The organism is Brevundimonas sp. (assembly GCF_032017145.1).
Taxonomy (GTDB): Bacteria; Pseudomonadota; Alphaproteobacteria; order Caulobacterales; family Caulobacteraceae; genus Brevundimonas.
The window spans coordinates 1-17473 of record NZ_DALZQC010000075.1 but is presented as its reverse complement, the minus strand read 5'-3'; the positions used below and the strand labels follow the sequence as shown (position 1 = coordinate 17473).

General features: G+C 67.5%; 14 protein-coding genes. 7 read left to right on the top strand and 7 right to left on the bottom strand.

Translation table 11 applies throughout. The features are described from left to right. The 3 genes from RTU05_RS12500 to RTU05_RS12490 form a co-directional block, all read right to left on the bottom strand. On the bottom strand, positions 1–752 hold a 752-nt coding region (locus RTU05_RS12500), incomplete at its 3' end, for an outer membrane beta-barrel protein (RefSeq protein WP_312598720.1). A 256-nt stretch (positions 753–1008) separates the two neighbouring features. Next, positions 1009–1464, bottom strand: coding sequence for a MaoC family dehydratase (locus RTU05_RS12495; protein WP_312598719.1), 456 nt, complete (start codon positions 1462–1464; stop codon positions 1009–1011). Positions 1465–1528: 64 nt separating this feature from the next. Next, complete coding sequence (locus tag RTU05_RS12490) at positions 1529–2509, bottom strand: threonine/serine dehydratase (protein ID WP_312598718.1); 981 nt, start codon at positions 2507–2509, stop codon at positions 1529–1531. Between the two features lie 56 nt (positions 2510–2565). Between RTU05_RS12490 and glpK the strand changes: the two genes are divergently transcribed. Together glpK and RTU05_RS12480 are read left to right on the top strand one after the other, a co-directional pair. After that, complete coding sequence (gene glpK / locus RTU05_RS12485; protein WP_312598717.1) at positions 2566–4083, top strand: glycerol kinase GlpK; 1518 nt, start codon at positions 2566–2568, stop codon at positions 4081–4083. A gap of 47 nt (positions 4084–4130) precedes the next feature. After that, on the top strand, positions 4131–5207 hold the full coding sequence (locus RTU05_RS12480; protein WP_312598716.1) for a phosphotransferase family protein: 1077 nt from the start codon (positions 4131–4133) through the stop codon (positions 5205–5207). 189 nt (positions 5208–5396) lie between these two features. Here the strand turns inward: RTU05_RS12480 and RTU05_RS12475 are convergent, their stop codons facing one another. The 4 genes from RTU05_RS12475 to RTU05_RS12460 all read right to left on the bottom strand — a co-directional run bounded on the left by RTU05_RS12475 (position 5397) and on the right by RTU05_RS12460 (position 11713). Next, positions 5397–6167, bottom strand: a complete 771-nt coding sequence (locus RTU05_RS12475; RefSeq protein WP_312598715.1) for a DUF1223 domain-containing protein — start codon at positions 6165–6167, stop codon at positions 5397–5399. Between the two features lie 58 nt (positions 6168–6225). Further along, positions 6226–8340, bottom strand: a complete 2115-nt coding sequence (locus tag RTU05_RS12470; RefSeq protein ID WP_409411627.1) for a prolyl oligopeptidase family serine peptidase — start codon at positions 8338–8340, stop codon at positions 6226–6228. Positions 8341–8644: 304 nt separating this feature from the next. Then, positions 8645–10819, bottom strand: a complete 2175-nt coding sequence (locus RTU05_RS12465; RefSeq protein WP_312598713.1) for a prolyl oligopeptidase family serine peptidase — start codon at positions 10817–10819, stop codon at positions 8645–8647. Positions 10820–10918: 99 nt separating this feature from the next. Continuing rightward, positions 10919–11713, bottom strand: a complete 795-nt coding sequence (locus RTU05_RS12460; protein ID WP_312598712.1) for an ion channel — start codon at positions 11711–11713, stop codon at positions 10919–10921. Positions 11714–11754: 41 nt separating this feature from the next. Between RTU05_RS12460 and dapF the strand changes: the two genes are divergently transcribed. From dapF to RTU05_RS12435, 5 genes are all read left to right on the top strand, one after another. Beyond that, complete coding sequence (dapF, locus tag RTU05_RS12455) at positions 11755–12585, top strand: diaminopimelate epimerase (RefSeq protein ID WP_312598711.1); 831 nt, start codon at positions 11755–11757, stop codon at positions 12583–12585. Between the two features lie 209 nt (positions 12586–12794). After that, complete coding sequence (locus RTU05_RS12450) at positions 12795–15125, top strand: NADP-dependent malic enzyme (RefSeq protein WP_312598710.1); 2331 nt, start codon at positions 12795–12797, stop codon at positions 15123–15125. Next, positions 15122–15994 carry a 16S rRNA (cytidine(1402)-2'-O)-methyltransferase gene (rsmI, locus tag RTU05_RS12445; RefSeq protein ID WP_312598709.1) on the top strand — a complete coding sequence of 291 codons (873 nt, stop codon included), beginning with the start codon at positions 15122–15124 and terminating at the stop codon, positions 15992–15994. Before RTU05_RS12450 ends, rsmI begins: the two co-directional genes overlap by 4 nt. Further along, complete coding sequence (locus RTU05_RS12440) at positions 15991–16404, top strand: YraN family protein (protein ID WP_312598708.1); 414 nt, start codon at positions 15991–15993, stop codon at positions 16402–16404. Before rsmI ends, RTU05_RS12440 begins: the two co-directional genes overlap by 4 nt. A gap of 9 nt (positions 16405–16413) precedes the next feature. Then, positions 16414–17229 (top strand): transglutaminase family protein, encoded by an 816-nt coding sequence (locus RTU05_RS12435; protein WP_312598707.1) that lies wholly within the window; start codon positions 16414–16416, stop codon positions 17227–17229. The last annotated feature ends 244 nt before the right edge of the window (positions 17230–17473 follow it).

Below are 17473 nucleotides of genomic sequence, written 5' to 3'. Positions count from 1 at the left end.
GGGGGCGGCGCGTCTTCGGCGCCGAAGCTGTAGCGCAGACCCAGGGTCACGGTGTGCGACTGGTCGTAGTCGCCGTCCCAGGTGCCGAACTGCGTGGCGCCCACGCCTGTGCCGGCCGTGGTCGAATCCCACGAGGCGTCGCCCGTCAGATAGCGGTAGGTGAGGTCGATGTTGGCGCGGTCGCCGATCGCCCAGGCCAGACCGGCGATCGCCTGAGCGGCGAACTTGGTCGAGGTGTCGTCGATGGCGAAGCCGGCCAGACGGTTGGCGCGCAGAGAGCCGATCGTGTCGACGTTGACGCGGTTCACACCGGCGCCCAGACCCACGAACGGACGGACGCCCCAGGCTTCGTAGCCGAAGTCATAGATGACGTTGGCCATCAGGGTGGCGGATTCGATGTCGCCTTCCGGCGAGAAGCAGCCGCCCGTCGCCGGAGTCAGGTTGCACAGACCTTGCGTGCCGGAAACGGCGCGGATCTTGCCGATGTCGCCCGAGCGGTAACCGCCTTCGAGCTCGACACGCCAATTGGGGTTGAAGCGATAGCCCAGGCGCGCAAAGGCGGCCCAGCCGTTGTTCACTTCATACTTCCAGCTTGCGCCGGTGGTGGACGACTCGGCCGTGATGTCGTCCATGGTGTGATAACCGGCGTCGATGGCGCCGTACCAACCATTGGGTTCCGCCGATGCGGCGCCAGCCGACAGGGCCAGGGCGGCCGCTGCGCTGGAAGCCAGCACGAAAGTCTTCATACGCATAAGGGGGTATCCCTCCGCCTCTGTTTATAAGGGGGCGGGTCTACCGCCTAGGCGGGTCTTACCAGCCTTGCCTTGGAAGGTCGAGGCGGAAACGTGACCGATATCGGTGTTTCTGCGGCCACCGTGACGTTGATGCTACAGACGAATTTGGAACTTGGTCGAAGTTTCGCTGACTTATGATCCCCCCAACGTCACAATCTTCGCCCCCCGGCACATCCAACTTGAGCGAGCATTGGCGACATCTGGCGGCGGCCTTTTAGGCCCGGACCATCTGCATGCCCAGCCATTCGGCGATCAGGGCCGGCTTGTCCTCGCCCTCGATCTCGACCGTCAGCTCGTGCTTGAGCAGCCAGCGGCCGCCGCCCTTGTCTTCAGCGGAAAGGAGCTTGAACCGGCCGCGAATGCGCGATCCGGCGCGCACGGGAGCCAGGAACCGCAGCTTGTCGAAGCCGTAGTTGACGCCCATCATCACCCCGTCCAGGGGCGCCACCGCGTCATAGCTCATGGCCGAGGCCAGGCTCAGCGTCAGGAACCCGTGGGCGATGGTTCCGCCGAACGGCGTCGCCTTGGCGGCCTCGGGATCGATGTGGATGAACTGGTGATCCTCGGTGCAGTCGGCGAAGGCGTCGATCCGGGCCTGATCGACCTCGAACCATTTCGACAGCCCCACCTCACGGCCGATCAGCGCCTGAAGTTCACTGGCCTGCGTCATCGTGTCCTCGCTCCCTTTTTGGTTTTGCGGGAGGTTGACCCAGCGGCGAGACGAAGAAAACCCCTCAGATGGCGAAACGACCTTCGATGATCTGGGCGTAAAGACATGGATCGACGTTACCGCCGGACAGGACGATGGCGGTCGTGCGCCCCCGGGTCTCGACCTTGCCGGCCAGAAGCGCCGCCAGGGACACCGCGCCGCCCGGCTCGATCACCAGTTTCAGGTGGCGGAAGGCGAAGCGCATGGCCTCGGCGACCTCGGCGTCCGACACGGTGACGGCGCCGGCGAGACGCCGGTTGATCGGCCAGGTCAGTTCGCCCGGCATCGGCGCCATCAGGGCGTCGCAGATCGACGGCCTCCCTTGGGGATGTCCGACCCGTTCGCCCGCGGCCAGGGATCGGGCGGTGTCGTCGAAAGCTTCCGGCTCCACCACCAGGACAGAGGTCGCGGGGCTGCGTTCGGCCATCACCAGATTGATCCCGGCCATCAGTCCGCCACCCGACGCCCCGCAGAGCAGCTGGTCCAGCGGCCCATCCGCCTGATCCAGAACCTCCAGGGCGACCGTGCCCTGGCCTTCGATGACGAAGGGGTCGTCGAAGGGCGGAACCAGAACGGCCCCGCGATCAGAGGCGATGGCGGCGCCGATGGCTTCGCGGCTTTCGGTCCAGCGATCATACATCCGCACCTCGCCGCCCAAGGCGATCACCCCATCGACCTTCACCCGGGGCGAGTCCGACGGCATGACGATGAGGGCCGGTGCGCCAACCATGGCGGCGGCGGCGGCGACGCCTTGCGCGTGATTGCCGGAGGAGAAGGCCACAACGCCGCGTCTTTTCTCATCCGACGTCAGCCGGCTGATGCGATTGTAGGCGCCGCGAAACTTGAAGGCGCCGGACTGTTGCAGCGTCTCGGCCTTCATCAGAACCCGGCCGCCCACGGCGGCGTTCAGGGCGGGGTTCTCGATCAGGGGCGTGCGGACGGCGACGCCCTGGATCTGGCGGGCGGCGTCCAGAACGCCTTCATAGCTGGGCCGGTGCGTGGTCATATGCTCCCATAAACCGCAACGTCGGCGTCGCCCAAGCCGCCGCAGGGAGAAAATCCATGAGTCTGATCCTCGCCATCGACCAGGGCACGACCTCGACGCGGGCGATCGCCTTCGAGATCGGGGCGAACGCCGCGTCGGGCGAGACAGGCGACCTGCGTCCCGTCGCCGTCAGCCAGATCGAACTGGCCCAGCATTTCCCACGCTCCGGCTGGGTCGAGCATGACGCCGGCGAAATCTGGACGGCGACGCTTCAGATCTGCCGCGAGGTCGTCCGCAAGGCCGGCGGCGTGGCCCGCTTCGCCGCCATCGGCATCACCAATCAGCGCGAGACGGCGGTGATCTGGGACGCGGCGAGCGGCGAGCCCCTGCACCGCGCCATCGTCTGGCAGGACCGCCGCACAGCCGACGTGACCGCCCACCTGACCGCCCAAGGCCATGAGCCTCATGTGCAGGCGGCGACCGGCCTGATCCTGGACCCCTACTTTTCAGCGACCAAGTTCGCCTGGCTGCTGGACGCCGTTCCGGACGGGCGTGAGCGGGCGGCGCGGGGCGAGGTCAAGCTGGGGACCATCGACGCCTGGCTGATCTGGAAACTGACGGGCGGTAGGGTTCATGCGACCGACGCCACCAATGCCTCGCGCACCGCCCTGATGGACCTGGAGACGGTCGCGTGGCGCGACGACCTCTGCGCCCTGTTCGACGTGCCGTGCATGGCCCTTCCGACCATCGTTCCCTGCGCGGGCGTCATGGCCGAGACCGACGCGACCCTGTTCGGCCGCCCCTTGCCCATCGCCGGATCGGCGGGCGACCAACAGGCGGCTCTGGTCGGTCACGGCGCGTTGAAACCCGGCGACGCCAAGATCACCTACGGCACCGGCGCCTTCCTGGTCGCCAATGTCGGAGACCGGCCCGTCGCCTCCACACGGCGTCTGCTCGGCACGCTGGGCTATCAGGCCGGCCGACGCGCGGCCTATGCGCTGGAGGGCTCCATCTTCTCGGCCGGGTCGGCGATCCAGTGGTTGAGGGACGGGGTGGGCATGATTTCGCAATCGCGCCAGTCGGAAGCGATGGCCCAGGACCTGCCGGACAACGGCGGCGTCTATCTGGTCCCCGGTTTCACCGGCCTGGGCGCCCCGTGGTGGGAGCCGGAAGCGCGCGGGACCATCATCGGCCTGACGCGAGATTCCGGCCCAGCCCATTTCGTCCGCGCGGCGCTGGAGGCCCTGGCCTATCAGACGCGCGACCTGCTGGACGCCCTGGCCGAGGACGGCGCCCCGCCGCTGAAGACGCTGAAGGTGGACGGCGGCGTCACCGCCAACAGTTTCGCCATGCAGTTCGTCGCCGACATCTGTCAGGTCGAGGTCGAACGCCCGGCCTTTCAGGAGATGACCGCTCTGGGCGCCGCGCGACTGGCGGCCCTGGGCGTCGATCTGGTTCCTGATCTGAAGGCGCGTCCGGCCGAGGCGCCGGCCCGCTGGTCTCCACGCATGGATAAGGCCGAGCGCGAGCGGCTGCTTTCCGGCTGGCGTCGCGCGGTGAAGGCCGCCATCATCGCCGCACCGAACCGGGCCTGAGACCCGGACGGCGACAGGAAACGCGAACAGGACTGACTGGGCCGCCCATGACCGACGCTACCACCCTCGACGCCCAGACCGCCTTTTCCGGCACGCGAGAGGTCGATCCCCGCTACCGACTGGACGACGCCGCGCTGGACGGCTGGATGACCGAACACGTCCCCGGCTACGCCGGTCCGCTGACGGTGCGCCAGTTCAAGGGCGGACAGTCCAACCCGACCTATGAGCTGACCACCCCGACCGCCGCCTATGTCCTGCGACGCAAGCCGCCCGGCGTGCTGTTGCCCAGCGCCCATGCGGTGGACCGCGAGTATCAGGTCATTTCCGCCCTGGCCGCCCAAGGGTTCCCCGTGGCCAAACCCCACGCCCTTTGTCTGGACGAAGGCGTCATCGGCTCGATCTTCTATGTGATGGACAAGGTCGAGGGTCGCATCTTCTGGGACCTGAAACTGCCCGGCCTGACGCCGCCCGAGCGGCGCGCCGTCTATGAGGCCCAGACGGATGCGCTGGCCCGGCTGCACGCCTTCGATCCCGCCGCCATCGGTCTGGCGGACTATGGCAAGGCCGGAAACTATTTCGCGCGGCAGGTAGGGCGCTGGACCAAACAGTACCGGGCGTCGGAGATCGAACCCGTCGCGGCTATGGATCGTCTGATCGCCTTCCTGCCCGACAGCCTGCCGCCCGAAGGGCCCAGCCGGATCGTCCACGGCGACTTCCGACTGGACAATATGATCCTGGCGCCGGACCGCGCCGAGGTCCGCGCCGTGCTGGACTGGGAGCTGTCGACCCTGGGCGATCCGATGGCGGATTTTTCCTATCTGCTGATCGCCTGGGCCATTCCGGCGAGCCTGCGCAACGGTCTGGCGGGGGCCGATCTTGAGGCGTTGGGCATTCCGTCCGTCGAGGAGACGGTCGAACGCTATGCCGCCAGAACGGGCCTGAAACCGGCTAACCTGGACTGGCTGTACGCCTATAACCTGTTCCGTCTGGCGGCCATCTGTCAGGGCATCGCAGGCCGGGTCCGCGATGGCACGGCCGCCAGCGCCCACGCCCGGAGCATGGCCGCCCAGGTCGGTCCGCTCAGCGACGCGGCCTGGGCCTTTGCGAAGAAGGCCGGCGCCTAAGGCTAATCGACATTCAAATTTAAATCGTCATTCCGGGGCGTCCGAAGGACGAACCCGGAACCCAGGGGGCGCGCATCCGGCGTCGGATGCGTTCAGCACCGCGACCGCAGCCCTGGGTTCCGGGTTCTTCGCTTCGCTCAGCCCCGGAATGACGATCTGATAGTTCGACCGACTGAATGTCGATTGAACCTAGTCGCGGACGGCGGCGCCCAGGATGCGGCGGTCGGTCTTGCCCTGGATCAATACCGCGACCGCATCGCCCCCGCGCGCCGGAGGCAGGGCGTAGAGGACCGGACGGCCGCGCCATTCGCCCAGCCGGCGCACCTCGCGCACGACATTGACGTGACGGACTTCGCGGCCGCGGTTCTCGCCGCGCGCGACCTCCACCGTCTGGACGCCCGGCGTATAGGTGACGGCGACGACATCGGCCCCGCCGACGGGCGCGCGGCCAGAGCCGACGCCGACGCGGTCGCCGGTCTCGCGGAACTCGATCTGGGGCGGCCAGGACTGGCGGGCGGTTTCCTCGACGATGGCGCCTTCCAGCTCCAGCCCGTGGGCGCCGGAAACCTGACGTCGGCCGTCGATCACCACCTGGGGCGTCGAGACCCCACGCTGGCGCAGGGCGGCCCGATAGGCTGGCTGGCGTTGAGAAAATTCGGGCCGGGCGAAGGTGTCGGTCCAGCCCAGATAGTCCCAATAATCGACGCCATAGGTCAGGGCGATCACGCCCGGCTCGGTCGCCGCCCGTTCCACCGCCGTATTGGCCTCGATACAGCCGCCGCAGCCTTGGGCCGTGAACAGTTCGACCACCACCGGGGCGGCGTTGCGGACGGCGGAGGGGCGAAGGCGCTCGGCCCGCGCGCCATGCGCCGTCGCGCCCGAAGACTGGGCGGCCGAACTCATGACCAGCAATGCGCTGGCCGTCATGGTCGCCGAAATCACCCAGCCCCTGGTCTTCATGGCTTCGTTCTTAATCCCCGCCGCCTGCGACCGCGCCTCATAAGTGCGTGAGGCCGCCTCAATCCATCAACTGCTGCGAGAGATAGACATAGTGGCGGGCCCAGCGGCGGGCGTTGGCGACCGGATCGGCGTCGTTGGAGTGACCGCCGGCCGTGTCCTCGTAGTAGATGTGATCATAGCCCAGGTCGCCCAGGCGCGCGGCGAACTTGCGGGCATGGCCGGGGTGGACACGGTCGTCGCGGGTGTTGGTGGTCAGATAGACGCGCGGATAGGCGGCGCCGGGACGAAGCTGCTGATAGGCCGAATAGCGGGCGATGAAGTCGGCGTCGGCCGGGATGCGCGGGTCGCCGTATTCGCCGATCCACGAGGCGCCTGCGGGCAGGTCCTGATAGCGCAGCATGTCCACCAGCGGGCTTTCGATCACCGCCGCATTGAACAGTTCCGGGTGTTGGGTGATGGATACCGAGGTCAGAACCCCGCCGTTCGAGCGGCCGTAGATGCCCAGGCGACGCGGGCTGGTGACGCCGCGCTGCTCCAGGTCGCGGGCCACGGCGGCGAAGTCGTCGAAGGCGCGCTGGCGGTTTTCCTTCAGCGCCGCCTGGTGCCAGTCGGGGCCGAACTCGCCGCCGCCACGAATGTTGGCCTGGACGAAGACGCCGCCCCGTTCCAGCCACAGCTTGCCCATCTCGGGCTTGTAGGCCGGGTTCAAACTGACCTGGAAACCGCCGTAACCCAGCATGATGGTCGGGTTGGATCCGTCCAGCTTCATGTCGCGCGGACGGGTGATGAAATAGGGGATCTTGGTCCCGTCGGCCGAGGTGGCCTCATACTGTTCGGTGATGTCGCGCGAGGCGTCGAACTTGGCCGGGGCGGATTTCAGTTCGGCCAGGGTCGCCGCGCCGACATTGGCCAGACTGAGGGTCGGCGGCACCAGGAAGCCCTGGGTCGAAACGAAGACTTCGCCGCGCGATTTGGAGCTATCGCCCAGGCTGACGGCGAGATTGTCGGGAACCGCGATTGACGCCCCCGTCCAACCGGTTGCACCGGGTCGGAATTTCATCAGTCGTCCGGCCACATTGTCCGTAATGGCCGCAACAACGGTGTCGGACAGGACGGCGACGCCCTGAAGCGCTTGACGGGCGGTCGGCTCGAAGACGACAGCGCGGTCGCGGTCGATCAGAATGTCGATCCGCGTCTCGCCCAAGACAGCTATCGGCAAGGCGAGCAGCGACCCGGCGGCGTAGTCCTGACCGTCAAAGCGCCAAGCCTGGTCTGGCGAGAACACGAGACGGCCGTCGATTACACCTGAAATCCCGACCCGCTCGGGCAGGGTCAGCTTCTGGGTCTTGCCGTCCCCCGTCAGTTGCCACGTCTCCGACCGGAAGGTGTCCAGCGGGCGGGTGATGATGACGGCCGTGACCTTGCCGTCCTTGTCGCGATAGACGGCGGGGCTGACGCCGTAGCCGCCGTCCGACTGGTCGCCGCGATAGACCTCGCTCGCCTGGGCCAGGGTCTGGCCGCGCTTCAGCGCCTTGACGATGAAGGGGTAGCCGGACTCGGTCATCGTCGGCTTGCCGTTCTCTGAGCCGAAGTCGGTGGCGACCAGAAGGGTGTCGCGGTCCAGCCATTCGATGCGGTGCTTGCCCTCGGGCAGGTTGAAGCCGCCGTCCACGAACCGCTTGGTCGGGATGTCGAACTCGCGCACCACCACCGCGTCCTTGCCGCCGTCGGACAGCATGATCAGGCAGCGCGCATCGTCGGGCGCCAGGCAGTCGGCGCCCTTGAACACCCAGTCCTTGCCCTCGGCCTTGGACAGGGCGTCGATGTCCAGCAGCGTCTCCCACTGCGGCGCCGCGGTGCGATAGCTGTCCAGCGTCGTGCGACGCCAGACGCCCTTGGGATTGGCGGCGTCCTGCCAGAAGTTGGCGACGCCAGAACCCAGGAAACGGGGCGTGGGGATGCGGTCAGTCGCGGTCAGGATGGCCTCGGCCTCGGCTCGGAAGGTCTCGTAGCGCGGATCGCCGGTCAGGACGGCCAGCGACTTTCTGTTCTCCTCGGCGACGAAGGCCATGGCCTCGGCCCCGTCCACCTGCTCCAGCGCCAGATGATCGTCGGCGGCCGCGACCCCGGCCGGGGTCAGGTCGCGGGGGAAGTGGGGCGGGGGCAGTTGCATGGTCAAGGCAGCGCCATCTGGTCCAGAACAGTCATAACAGACGGGCTTGTCTTGAGCTTCGCGAGTGGCGTTCTGTGCAAGCACGGGCGTCGCTCCCAGCAGAAGGGCCGGAATGGCGGCGGACAGGATCAGGTGACGCATGGCTTGAACTCCGAAAATCTGATCCTCCCCCGCGGCGCGGGGGAGGGGGACCGCCGTCAGGCGGTGGAGGGGGCGGAACCAGTTGCGGTGCGCGGGGTAGCCCCCTCCACCACTTCGTGGTCCCCCTCCCCCGTTCGCAAGCGCTCACGGGGGAGGATCGGACTTACTGCTGCGCCGGCGTGTCCATCAGGCGACGTGACAGATAGGTGTATTCCAGCGCAAGGCGACGTGCGGTCTCACGCAGGTTCGCCCCGGCCGCGTGGCCGCCATCGACGTTCTCATAGAACAGGACCGGATAGCCCAGTTCCTCAAGCCGCGCCGCCGCCTTTCTGGCATGGCCGGGGTGGACGCGGTCGTCCTTGGTCGAGGTGTGGATGAAGACTTCCGGATAGGGCTGGCCCGCGCGCAGGTTCTGGTAGGGCGAATACTGCTCGATCCAGGCGCGCTGTTCGGGGATGTCCGGATTGCCGTATTCGCCGATCCACGAGGCGCCGGCCAACAGCTTGTGGAAGCGCAGCATGTCGAACAGGGGCACCTGGATGACGGCGGCGTTGATCAGATCGGGCCGCTGGGTCAGCATCGCCCCCATGAACAGGCCGCCTTGCGAGCCGCCCATGACGCCCAGCTTGGGCTGGCTGGTGATGTTGCGGGCGATCAGGTCCAGGGCCACGGCCTGGAAGTCTTCGTGGGCGCGCTGGCGGTTCTGTTGCAGGGCGGCTTCGTGCCAGCGGGGGCCGAACTCGCCGCCGCCGCGCGTATTGGCGATCACATAGACGCCGCCCCGCTCCAGCCACAGCTTGCCCACCGTCGCCGAATAGCCGGGCAGCAGCGAGTTCTGGAACCCGCCATAGCCGTACAGCAGCGTGGGGTTCGACCCGTCCAGCGGCATGGCCGCCTTATGCACCACGAAATAGGGGATCATCGTGCCATCGGCCGAGCGGGCCTCGTGCTGGTCCACCGTCATGCCGGCCGCGTCGAACTTGGCGGGCATGGACTTGACCTGCTCGACCGCGCCGGTCGCGGCATCCGCCAGCCACAGGCTGGACGGGTTGAGATAGCCGGTGACGCTGACGAAGACGCGGTCGTCCTTCTCGGACGCCGAGCCGACGCCGACCGAGACGTTCTGGGGCAGGGCCAGGGTCGAATAGGACCAGTCGCCGGGCTGATAGACGCGCACCGATCCGCGCACATTCTCATAAAGGGCGACCACCAGATGATGGCGTGTCGCGCGGATGGATTCGACCGACTGACGTTCGGTGGGACGCAGCACCACCTGACCCATGGTCTTGGGATCGGCCAGCCAGGCGTCCAGCGGCCAGGAGACGACATCGCCGGTCTGGAAGACCTGGCCTGAGGGCGCGGTCCAGTTTTCCTTGACCGTCACGATCAGGCGGCCGTCGACCAGGCCGTCGATGTCCGACTTGGCCGGAAGCGGCAGGCGAACCAGGGTTCCGTCATTCTCCACCCGCCAGGTCTCGGACGAATAGAAGTCCACCGAACGGTTGATCAGGGTGGCCTTCAGCACCCCGTCGGCGTCGCGCAGGGTGTAGGCGGACACCGAAACATCGCTCGGTTCACCGGTGAACAGGGTTTCGGCCTGGTCCAGGGTCTGACCGCGCTTCAGGCGTTTGACCACCATCGGATAGCCGGAGTCGGTCAGGGTGCCGGGGCCGAAGTCGCGCGACACCAGAAGCGTATCCTTGTCGATCCAGTCTGCGCCGCCCTTGGATTCCGGCAGGACGATGCCGCCCTCGACGAACTTGCGCTCGACGCTGTCGAACTCGCGCAGGGTCACCGCATCCTTGCCGCCGTTGGAAAGGCTGATCAGACAATAGCGTTCTTCGGGCTGAAGGCAGGTGGAGCCTTTATAGACCCAGTTCTGGCCCTCGGCGGCGGCCAGGGCGTCGACATCCAGGATCGTCGTCCATTCGGGCGTCGCGGTGCGATAGCTGTCCAGCGTGGTGCGACGCCAGATGCCGCGCACATGGTCCGCGTCCTGCCAGAAGTTGTCGATATGGCCGTCGTGGGTGAAGCCGGGCGACGGGATGCGATCGCGCGACTGCACGATCTCCAGCGCCTGCTGGTGCAGGGTCTCGTAGCGCGGATCGCCCTGAAGCACGCCCAGCGAATGGGCGTTGTGTTCGCGCACCCAGGCCATGGCCCGCTCGCCCTCGACATCCTCCAGCCAGACGTAGGGGTCGGTCGCCTCGCTGGAGGCGAAGCCGCCAGAAGCCGGAGCAGGTGCGGGAGAAACAGCGGGGGTCTGGGCCATGGATACCGAGGTCAGGCTGGTGGAGGCGAGAAGGGCCGCGAGCGCGACGGCGGAAGAGCGGATCATGGACAGTCCCCGAGAACGAAGCCGGCACCTTAGCGGCGGCGCGGGCGGCGGCAAGTCAGGCGGCCCAACCCTTTTGTCACACCGGCCCGGCCTGGGCGCTCAGTCCTCGTCGGGAATGCACAGCAGATTGCCGCACGCCTTGCAGTGGACCGCGTCCTGATCGTGGGTCTGAAGCCCGCAGGCCTCGCACGGATAGCGGACCTTGTGCGGCTTGATCAGGGCCTGGGCCAGACGCAGGAAGAGGGTGATGCCGACCAGCATGATGGCGATGGACAACAGCTTGCCCATCGATCCGGGCAGGGTCACGTCGCCGAACCCGGTCGTGGTCAGGGTCGCCACGGTGAAATACAGGGCGTCGACATAGCCGGCGATCCCGTCATGCCCCAGGAAGGTCGCATAGACGAAGCCGGTCGTGACGAAGACGAAGGTGACCAGGCTGGACAGGGCCCGCACGATCCCCTCGACCCGCGTGTCGTCGAACCGCGCCCCGACGGTGCGCCAGAAGAAGTCCGAGTTCAGCACCGTCCACAGCCGCATCATCCGCAGGAAACCCAGGTTGAACAGCCAGGCGGGGAACAGCAGGGTGGCCAGGATGAACAGATCCAGCCAGACGATGGGTCGCTTCAGCCAGTCCTTGATGTCGGAATAGGCATAGGCCCGCGCCGCCAGATCCAGCCCCAGGATCGTCGCCACCAGATAGTCCAGCGCATAGAAGGCCCAGCCCATGTTCTTCAGGATCGGCGAGGCCAGGAAGAAGGCGATGATGGCGAAGTCGACGGCGATCACCGTCAGGCGGAACTTCACCGCCGCCGGCCGACTACCGTGATACAGGTATCGCAGCCGCGCGCGCAGGCGCAGGCCGTCGTCCTTGGGGTCGGTTTCGGTGTGCGGCACGCTGGTTTCCGGGACGCGGGGATTGCGCCTATATGGCCTGCATGACCCGTCCTTTCGTCAAGATGAACGGCGCCGGCAACGATTTCGTCGTCGTCAATGCGCTGGAACAGCCGTTCGCTCCCACTGAGGACCAGATTCGCGCGCTGGGCGACCGCGCGACGGGCGAAGGCTTCGACCAGTTGATCGCCATCGAGCCATCGGAAACGGCCGACGCCTTCATGCGGGTCTGGAACGCGGACGGTTCGATGGTCGAGACCTGCGGCAACGCCCTGCGCTGCGTCGGCTGGCTGTTGATGCAGGCCAACGGCGCGGATCGGGTGGTGATCGATACGGCGGGCGGCCCGACCGTCGCGACCCGCGCCGGCGACCACAGGGTGACGGTGGACATGGGCAGGCCCCGCCTGGACTGGACCCAGGTTCCGCTGGCCGAAGAGATGGATACGCGCGGGATCGAGCTGCAGGTCGGCCCCATCGACGATCCGGTCCTGCACACGCCGGGCGCCGTTTCGATGGGCAATCCCCACGTGGTCTTCTTCACCGACCGCCAGGACGACGGCTTCGTCACCGGCTCGGGCTCTTTGGTCGAGCATCACCCGCTGTTCCCGCAAGGGGTCAATGTCGGCTTCGCCAATGTGCTAGACCGGGATCACATCCGTCTGCGCGTCTGGGAGCGGGGGGCGGGCCTGACCAAGGCGTGCGGCACCGGCGCCTGCGCCGCCCTGGTCGCGACGGCGCGTAGAGGCCTGACCGAGCGCAAGGCGACCGTGGTCGTGGACGGCGGCGAACTGGTCATCGACTGGGACGCCGAAACCGATCACGTGCTGATGACCGGGCCGGTCGAGATCGAGCGCACGGGCGTGCTGGCCCTCTGAAACGCGCCGCTTTGCGGAAATCCGCACGGACAGGCGCGCGCCGATCACCTTTTTCGCACAGGCTGGACGCGGCGCGGCCCCGGCTTCGGCGGCGTCGCCCGTCAGGACGGGCAGGCGCGCGATGGGGCCTGGCCGGTTGTCCCGCCTGCGCCCGCGCTTTAGGAACAGACAAAGCCAATCAGAACGACGCGCCGGAAACGCCTGAAGCCATGCCCGATCAGACCGAAAAACAGACCTTCTCCGACCAGGAGGCCCTGGATTTCCACCACATCCCGACGCCGGGCAAGATTTCCATGGCCCCGACCAAGCCGATGGCGACCCAGCGCGACCTGTCTCTGGCCTATTCGCCGGGCGTAGCCGTGCCGGTCCTGGCCATCGCCGAGGATGCGGACAAGGCCTACGACTATACCGCCAAGGGCAATCTGGTCGCCGTCATCTCGAACGGCACCGCCATCCTGGGCCTGGGCAATCTGGGCCATATGGCGTCCAAGCCGGTGATGGAGGGCAAGTCGGTCCTGTTCAAACGGTTCGCCGACGTCGACAGCTTCGACGTCGAGGTCAAGACCACCGACCCGGACGAGTTCATCACCGTGGTCAAGAACATCGGCGACACCTGGGGCGGCATCAATCTGGAGGACATCAAGTCCCCCGAATGTTTCGTCATCGAAAGCGAACTTCAGGATCTGCTGGACATCCCCGTCTTTCATGACGACCAGCACGGCACGGCCATCATCTCGACCGCCGGCCTGATCAACGCCGTCCATATCGCCGGCAAGAAGCTGGACGAGGTCAAGGTGGTGCTGGCCGGCGCCGGGGCGGCGGGTCTGTCCTCCATCGCCCTGATGAAGGCGGCCGGAGTCAAGCCCGAGAACACCGTCATCTGCGACCGCGACGGCGTGGTCTACAAGGGTCGCGAACACGGCATGGACCAGTGGAAGGCCGCCCATGCGACCGACACCCCGTTCCGCACCCTGGCCGAGGCCATGGTCGGCGCCGACGTGGTGCTGGGCCTGTCGGCCAAGGGCGCGATCACCAAGGAGATGGTGGCGTCCATGGCGCCCAATCCGATCATCTTCGCCATGGCCAACCCCGATCCCGAGATCACGCCCGAGGACGTCCAGTCGGTGCGTTCGGACGCCATCATCGCCACGGGCCGCTCGGACTATGTGAACCAGGTCAACAACGTCCTGGCCTTCCCCTATCTGTTCCGGGGCGCCCTGGATGTGCGCGCGCGTCGGGTGAACCACGAGATGAAGGTCGCCTGCGCCCAGGCCTTGGCGGCGCTGGCGCGCGAGGACGTGCCGGACGAGGTGGCCGCCGCCTATCGCGGGCGCAAGCTGAAGTTCGGCCCGGACTACATCATCCCGACCCCGTTCGATCCGCGCCTGATCTGGTACATCCCGCCCTTCATCGCCCAGGCGGCGATGGATACGGGCGTGGCCCGCGTCCAGATCGAGGATATGGACGTCTATCGCAACGCCCTGCGTTCGCGCGTCGATCCGTCGGCCGCCCTGATGCAGAAGATCAACTCGGCCGTGCGCGGCGGACCGGACAAGCGCGTCGTCTTCGCCGAGGGCGAGGAGCCGGCCGTCATCCGCGCCGCCTGGGGCTTCAAACAGGCCGAGCTGGGCACGCCGATCCTGGTCGGACGCGAGGATCTGATCCGCCAGAACGCCGCCGAGGCGGGCCTGAACTTCGACGACCTTGGCATCGAAATCACCAACGCCCGCGTCTCGCCCAACAATGTCGAGGACACCGACTGGCTGTACGAAAAGCTGCAACGCCGGGGCTATCTGCGCCGGGACGTGCAGCGGATGATCAATCAGGACCGCAACTATTTCGCCGCCACCCTGGTCGCCAAAGGGCGGGCCGACGCCATGGTCGCGGGCGTCACCCGCAACTTCAACATGGCGCTGAAGGAGGTCCAGCGCGTGCTGGACGTCGAGGACACGCTGATCGGCCTGTCGATCCTGCTGGCCAAGGGGCGGACCCTGTTCGTGGCGGACACCACCATCCACGAACTGCCGAACGCCGAGGAACTGGCCGACATCGCCATCAAGGCGGCCGAGACCGTGCGCAAGCTGGGCCGCAATCCGCGCGTCGGCTTCCTGTCCTATTCCACCTTCGGCAACCCGCCCGGCGACCGGGCCGAAAAGGTTCGCGAGGCCATCCGCATCCTGGACAAGAAGGGCGTCGATTTCGAATACGAGGGCGAAATGCCGCCCGAGGTCGCGCTGGATCCCAAGGGCCACCCCGCCTACGCCTTCAACCGCCTGACCAAGCCGGCCAATGTGCTGGTCATGCCCGCCATCCATTCGGCCGCCATCTCGACCAAGCTGGTCCAGGCCCTGGGCGGCGCGACCGTGATCGGCCCGCTGCTGGTCGGCCTGGAGAAGCCGGTGCAGATCGTGTCCCTGGGCGCCTCGGTCAGCGAGATCATCACCGCCGCCACCTTCGCCGCCTATGACGCCGGTCCCGCCTTCCAGGGATCGGGCCTGACCTCGGCGCCGCGTCCGCCGGCGGCCGTGGTCGAATCTTGAGCGAAGCCTCGGTCTTTCCCCCGGCCGCCCCGCCGCCCCGGCGGGTGGAGCCGGGCCTGTATCTGGTCGCCACCCCGATCGGGAACCTGCGCGATATGACGCTGAGGGCGCTGGACGTTCTGGCCGCCGCCGATCTGGTGCTGGCCGAGGACACCCGCGTCACCGCCAAACTGTTGTCAGCCTATGGGCTGAAAGCCAGGCTGGAACGCTGCGACGACCATGCGTCGGGCCGCGCCGCCGAACAGGCCATCGACCGGCTGCGCGAGGGACAGGTCGTGGCCCTGGTGTCGGACGCCGGCACGCCCCTCGTCAGCGACCCCGGCTTCGTCGTGGCCCGCGCGGTGATTGCGGAGGGTCTGCCTGTCCATCCCATCCCCGGCCCGTCCAGCCTGCTGGCCGCCCTGTGCATCGCGGGCTTGCCCGCCGACCGGGTGCTGTTCGCCGGCTTCCTGCCGCCCAAGACCGCCGGGCGCACCGCCGCGCTTGAGACGTTGAAGATCCAGCGCCAGACCCTGGTCTTCTTCGAAAGCGGGCCGCGCCTGAAGGACAGCCTGACCGACATGGCCGCCGTCCTCGGGCCGCGTCCCGCGGCTGTCGCCCGCGAACTGACCAAACTCTACGAGGAATGCGTGCGTGGCCCGCTTGACGAATTGGCCGTCGATCCGCGCCTGGATGCGCCCAAGGGCGAGATCGTCGTGATCGTCGGCCCCGGCGAGGCGGTTCAGGCCACCGAAGCCGACGCCGACGCCGCCCTGATCGACGCCCTGCAGACCCTGTCCACCGGCGACGCCGCCTCCCAGGTCGCCAAGGCCCTGAGGCTGAACCGCAAGACCCTGTATCGCCGCGCGCTGGAGCTGAAGGGCAAGTGAAGCGGCTGGCCCGCCCCGCGCCGGTTCGTCGTCCCAAGGCGGCGTGGCGTCAGGCGAAGGGCGGGACGGCGTTCCGGGCGGGCCATGCGGCGGAATGGGTCGCGGCCTTCTGGTTGATGCTGCGCGGCTATCGAATCCTGGGTTTTCGCCTGAGGAGCCGGGCCGGCGAGATCGATCTTCTGGCCTGTCGCGGCCGGGTGCTGGCGGTCGTGGAGGTCAAACGACGCGCCACCATTCAGTCGGCGCGACTGGCGCTAAAGCCCGCCCAGTTCGACCGGCTGGTCGCGGCGGGCGAGGCGATCCGGCGCAATCGCCCGACCCTGCAACGGCTGGACTTGAGAATTGATATTGTGGCGCTGGCTCCCTGGCGCTTTCCGCGTCATCTTCGCGGCGTCGAACGAGGCGGTTGAAGGAACGGCATGACCCGCGAGGAGGCCGAACGTATCCTGACGGCGGCCGGGGAGGCCGACGACGAAGCCTTCCCCCTGCTGGAGGCCGCGATCGCCTGCGCCATTCACGACCATCCCCTGCGCGATCCCGAACCGACCCGCGCCCTGGCCCGGAACGCCTGCGAGCGGCTGAAGGAGCGGTTGGGCGGTGAAAGCCCCGACGACGCCCTGTCCGAGACCCTGTCCGCGGACCTGCGGCTGAACGGCGACCTGATCCACTACGATCACCCGGCCAACACCGACATCATCCAGGTGACCGAGCGGCGACGCGGCCTGTCCGCCGCCCTGGCCGTCTTTTATCTGCACGCGGCGCGCCATGCGGGCGTGGCGGCGGCCGGGGTGGATTTTCCGGGCCACTTCATGGTCCGCGTCGAGACGGCGGAGGGGCCGGTGGCCCTGGACCCCTTCAGCCAGGGGCGGCTGATCCTGCCCAGCGAACTGACCCGCCGGGCCCTTCGCGCCGGGCTGACGCCGCATGTGGCGGACCGGCTGGACATACTGATGGCGCCGGTGACAGACCGGCAGTCGTTGATCCGGCTGCAGAACGTTCTGTTCAGCCGGGCCATCCGGGACCGCGACTATGAGGCGGCGGAACGGTCGGCGCTGCGCCGCGCCCTGCTGGACCCCGAGGACCACCGCCCCTGGCTGGACGTCGCCTCGGCCCGCGAAAAGCAAGGCGCCCTGGCCGGATCGCTCCAGGCCCTGTCGCGCGCCCACGGCCTGGACGGGGCGGAGGAAGCCCGGCGCTACACGACGTTCGAGCGCGTGCGGTTGCAGCTGAACTAGGTTCAATCGACATTCAGTCGGTCGAACTATCAGATCGTCATTCCGGGGCTGAGCGAAGCGAAGAACCCGGAACCCAGGGCTAAGGTCGCGCCGCCGAACGCATCCGACGTCAGGGTGTGCGCCCCCTGGGTTCCGGGTTCGTCCTTCGGAAGCTCCGGAATGACGATTAAAGTTGAATGTCGATTAGCCTTAGGTTCTGTGGACACTTATCGCATCCATAAGATGGTTGCGGCGAGGTGCAGGA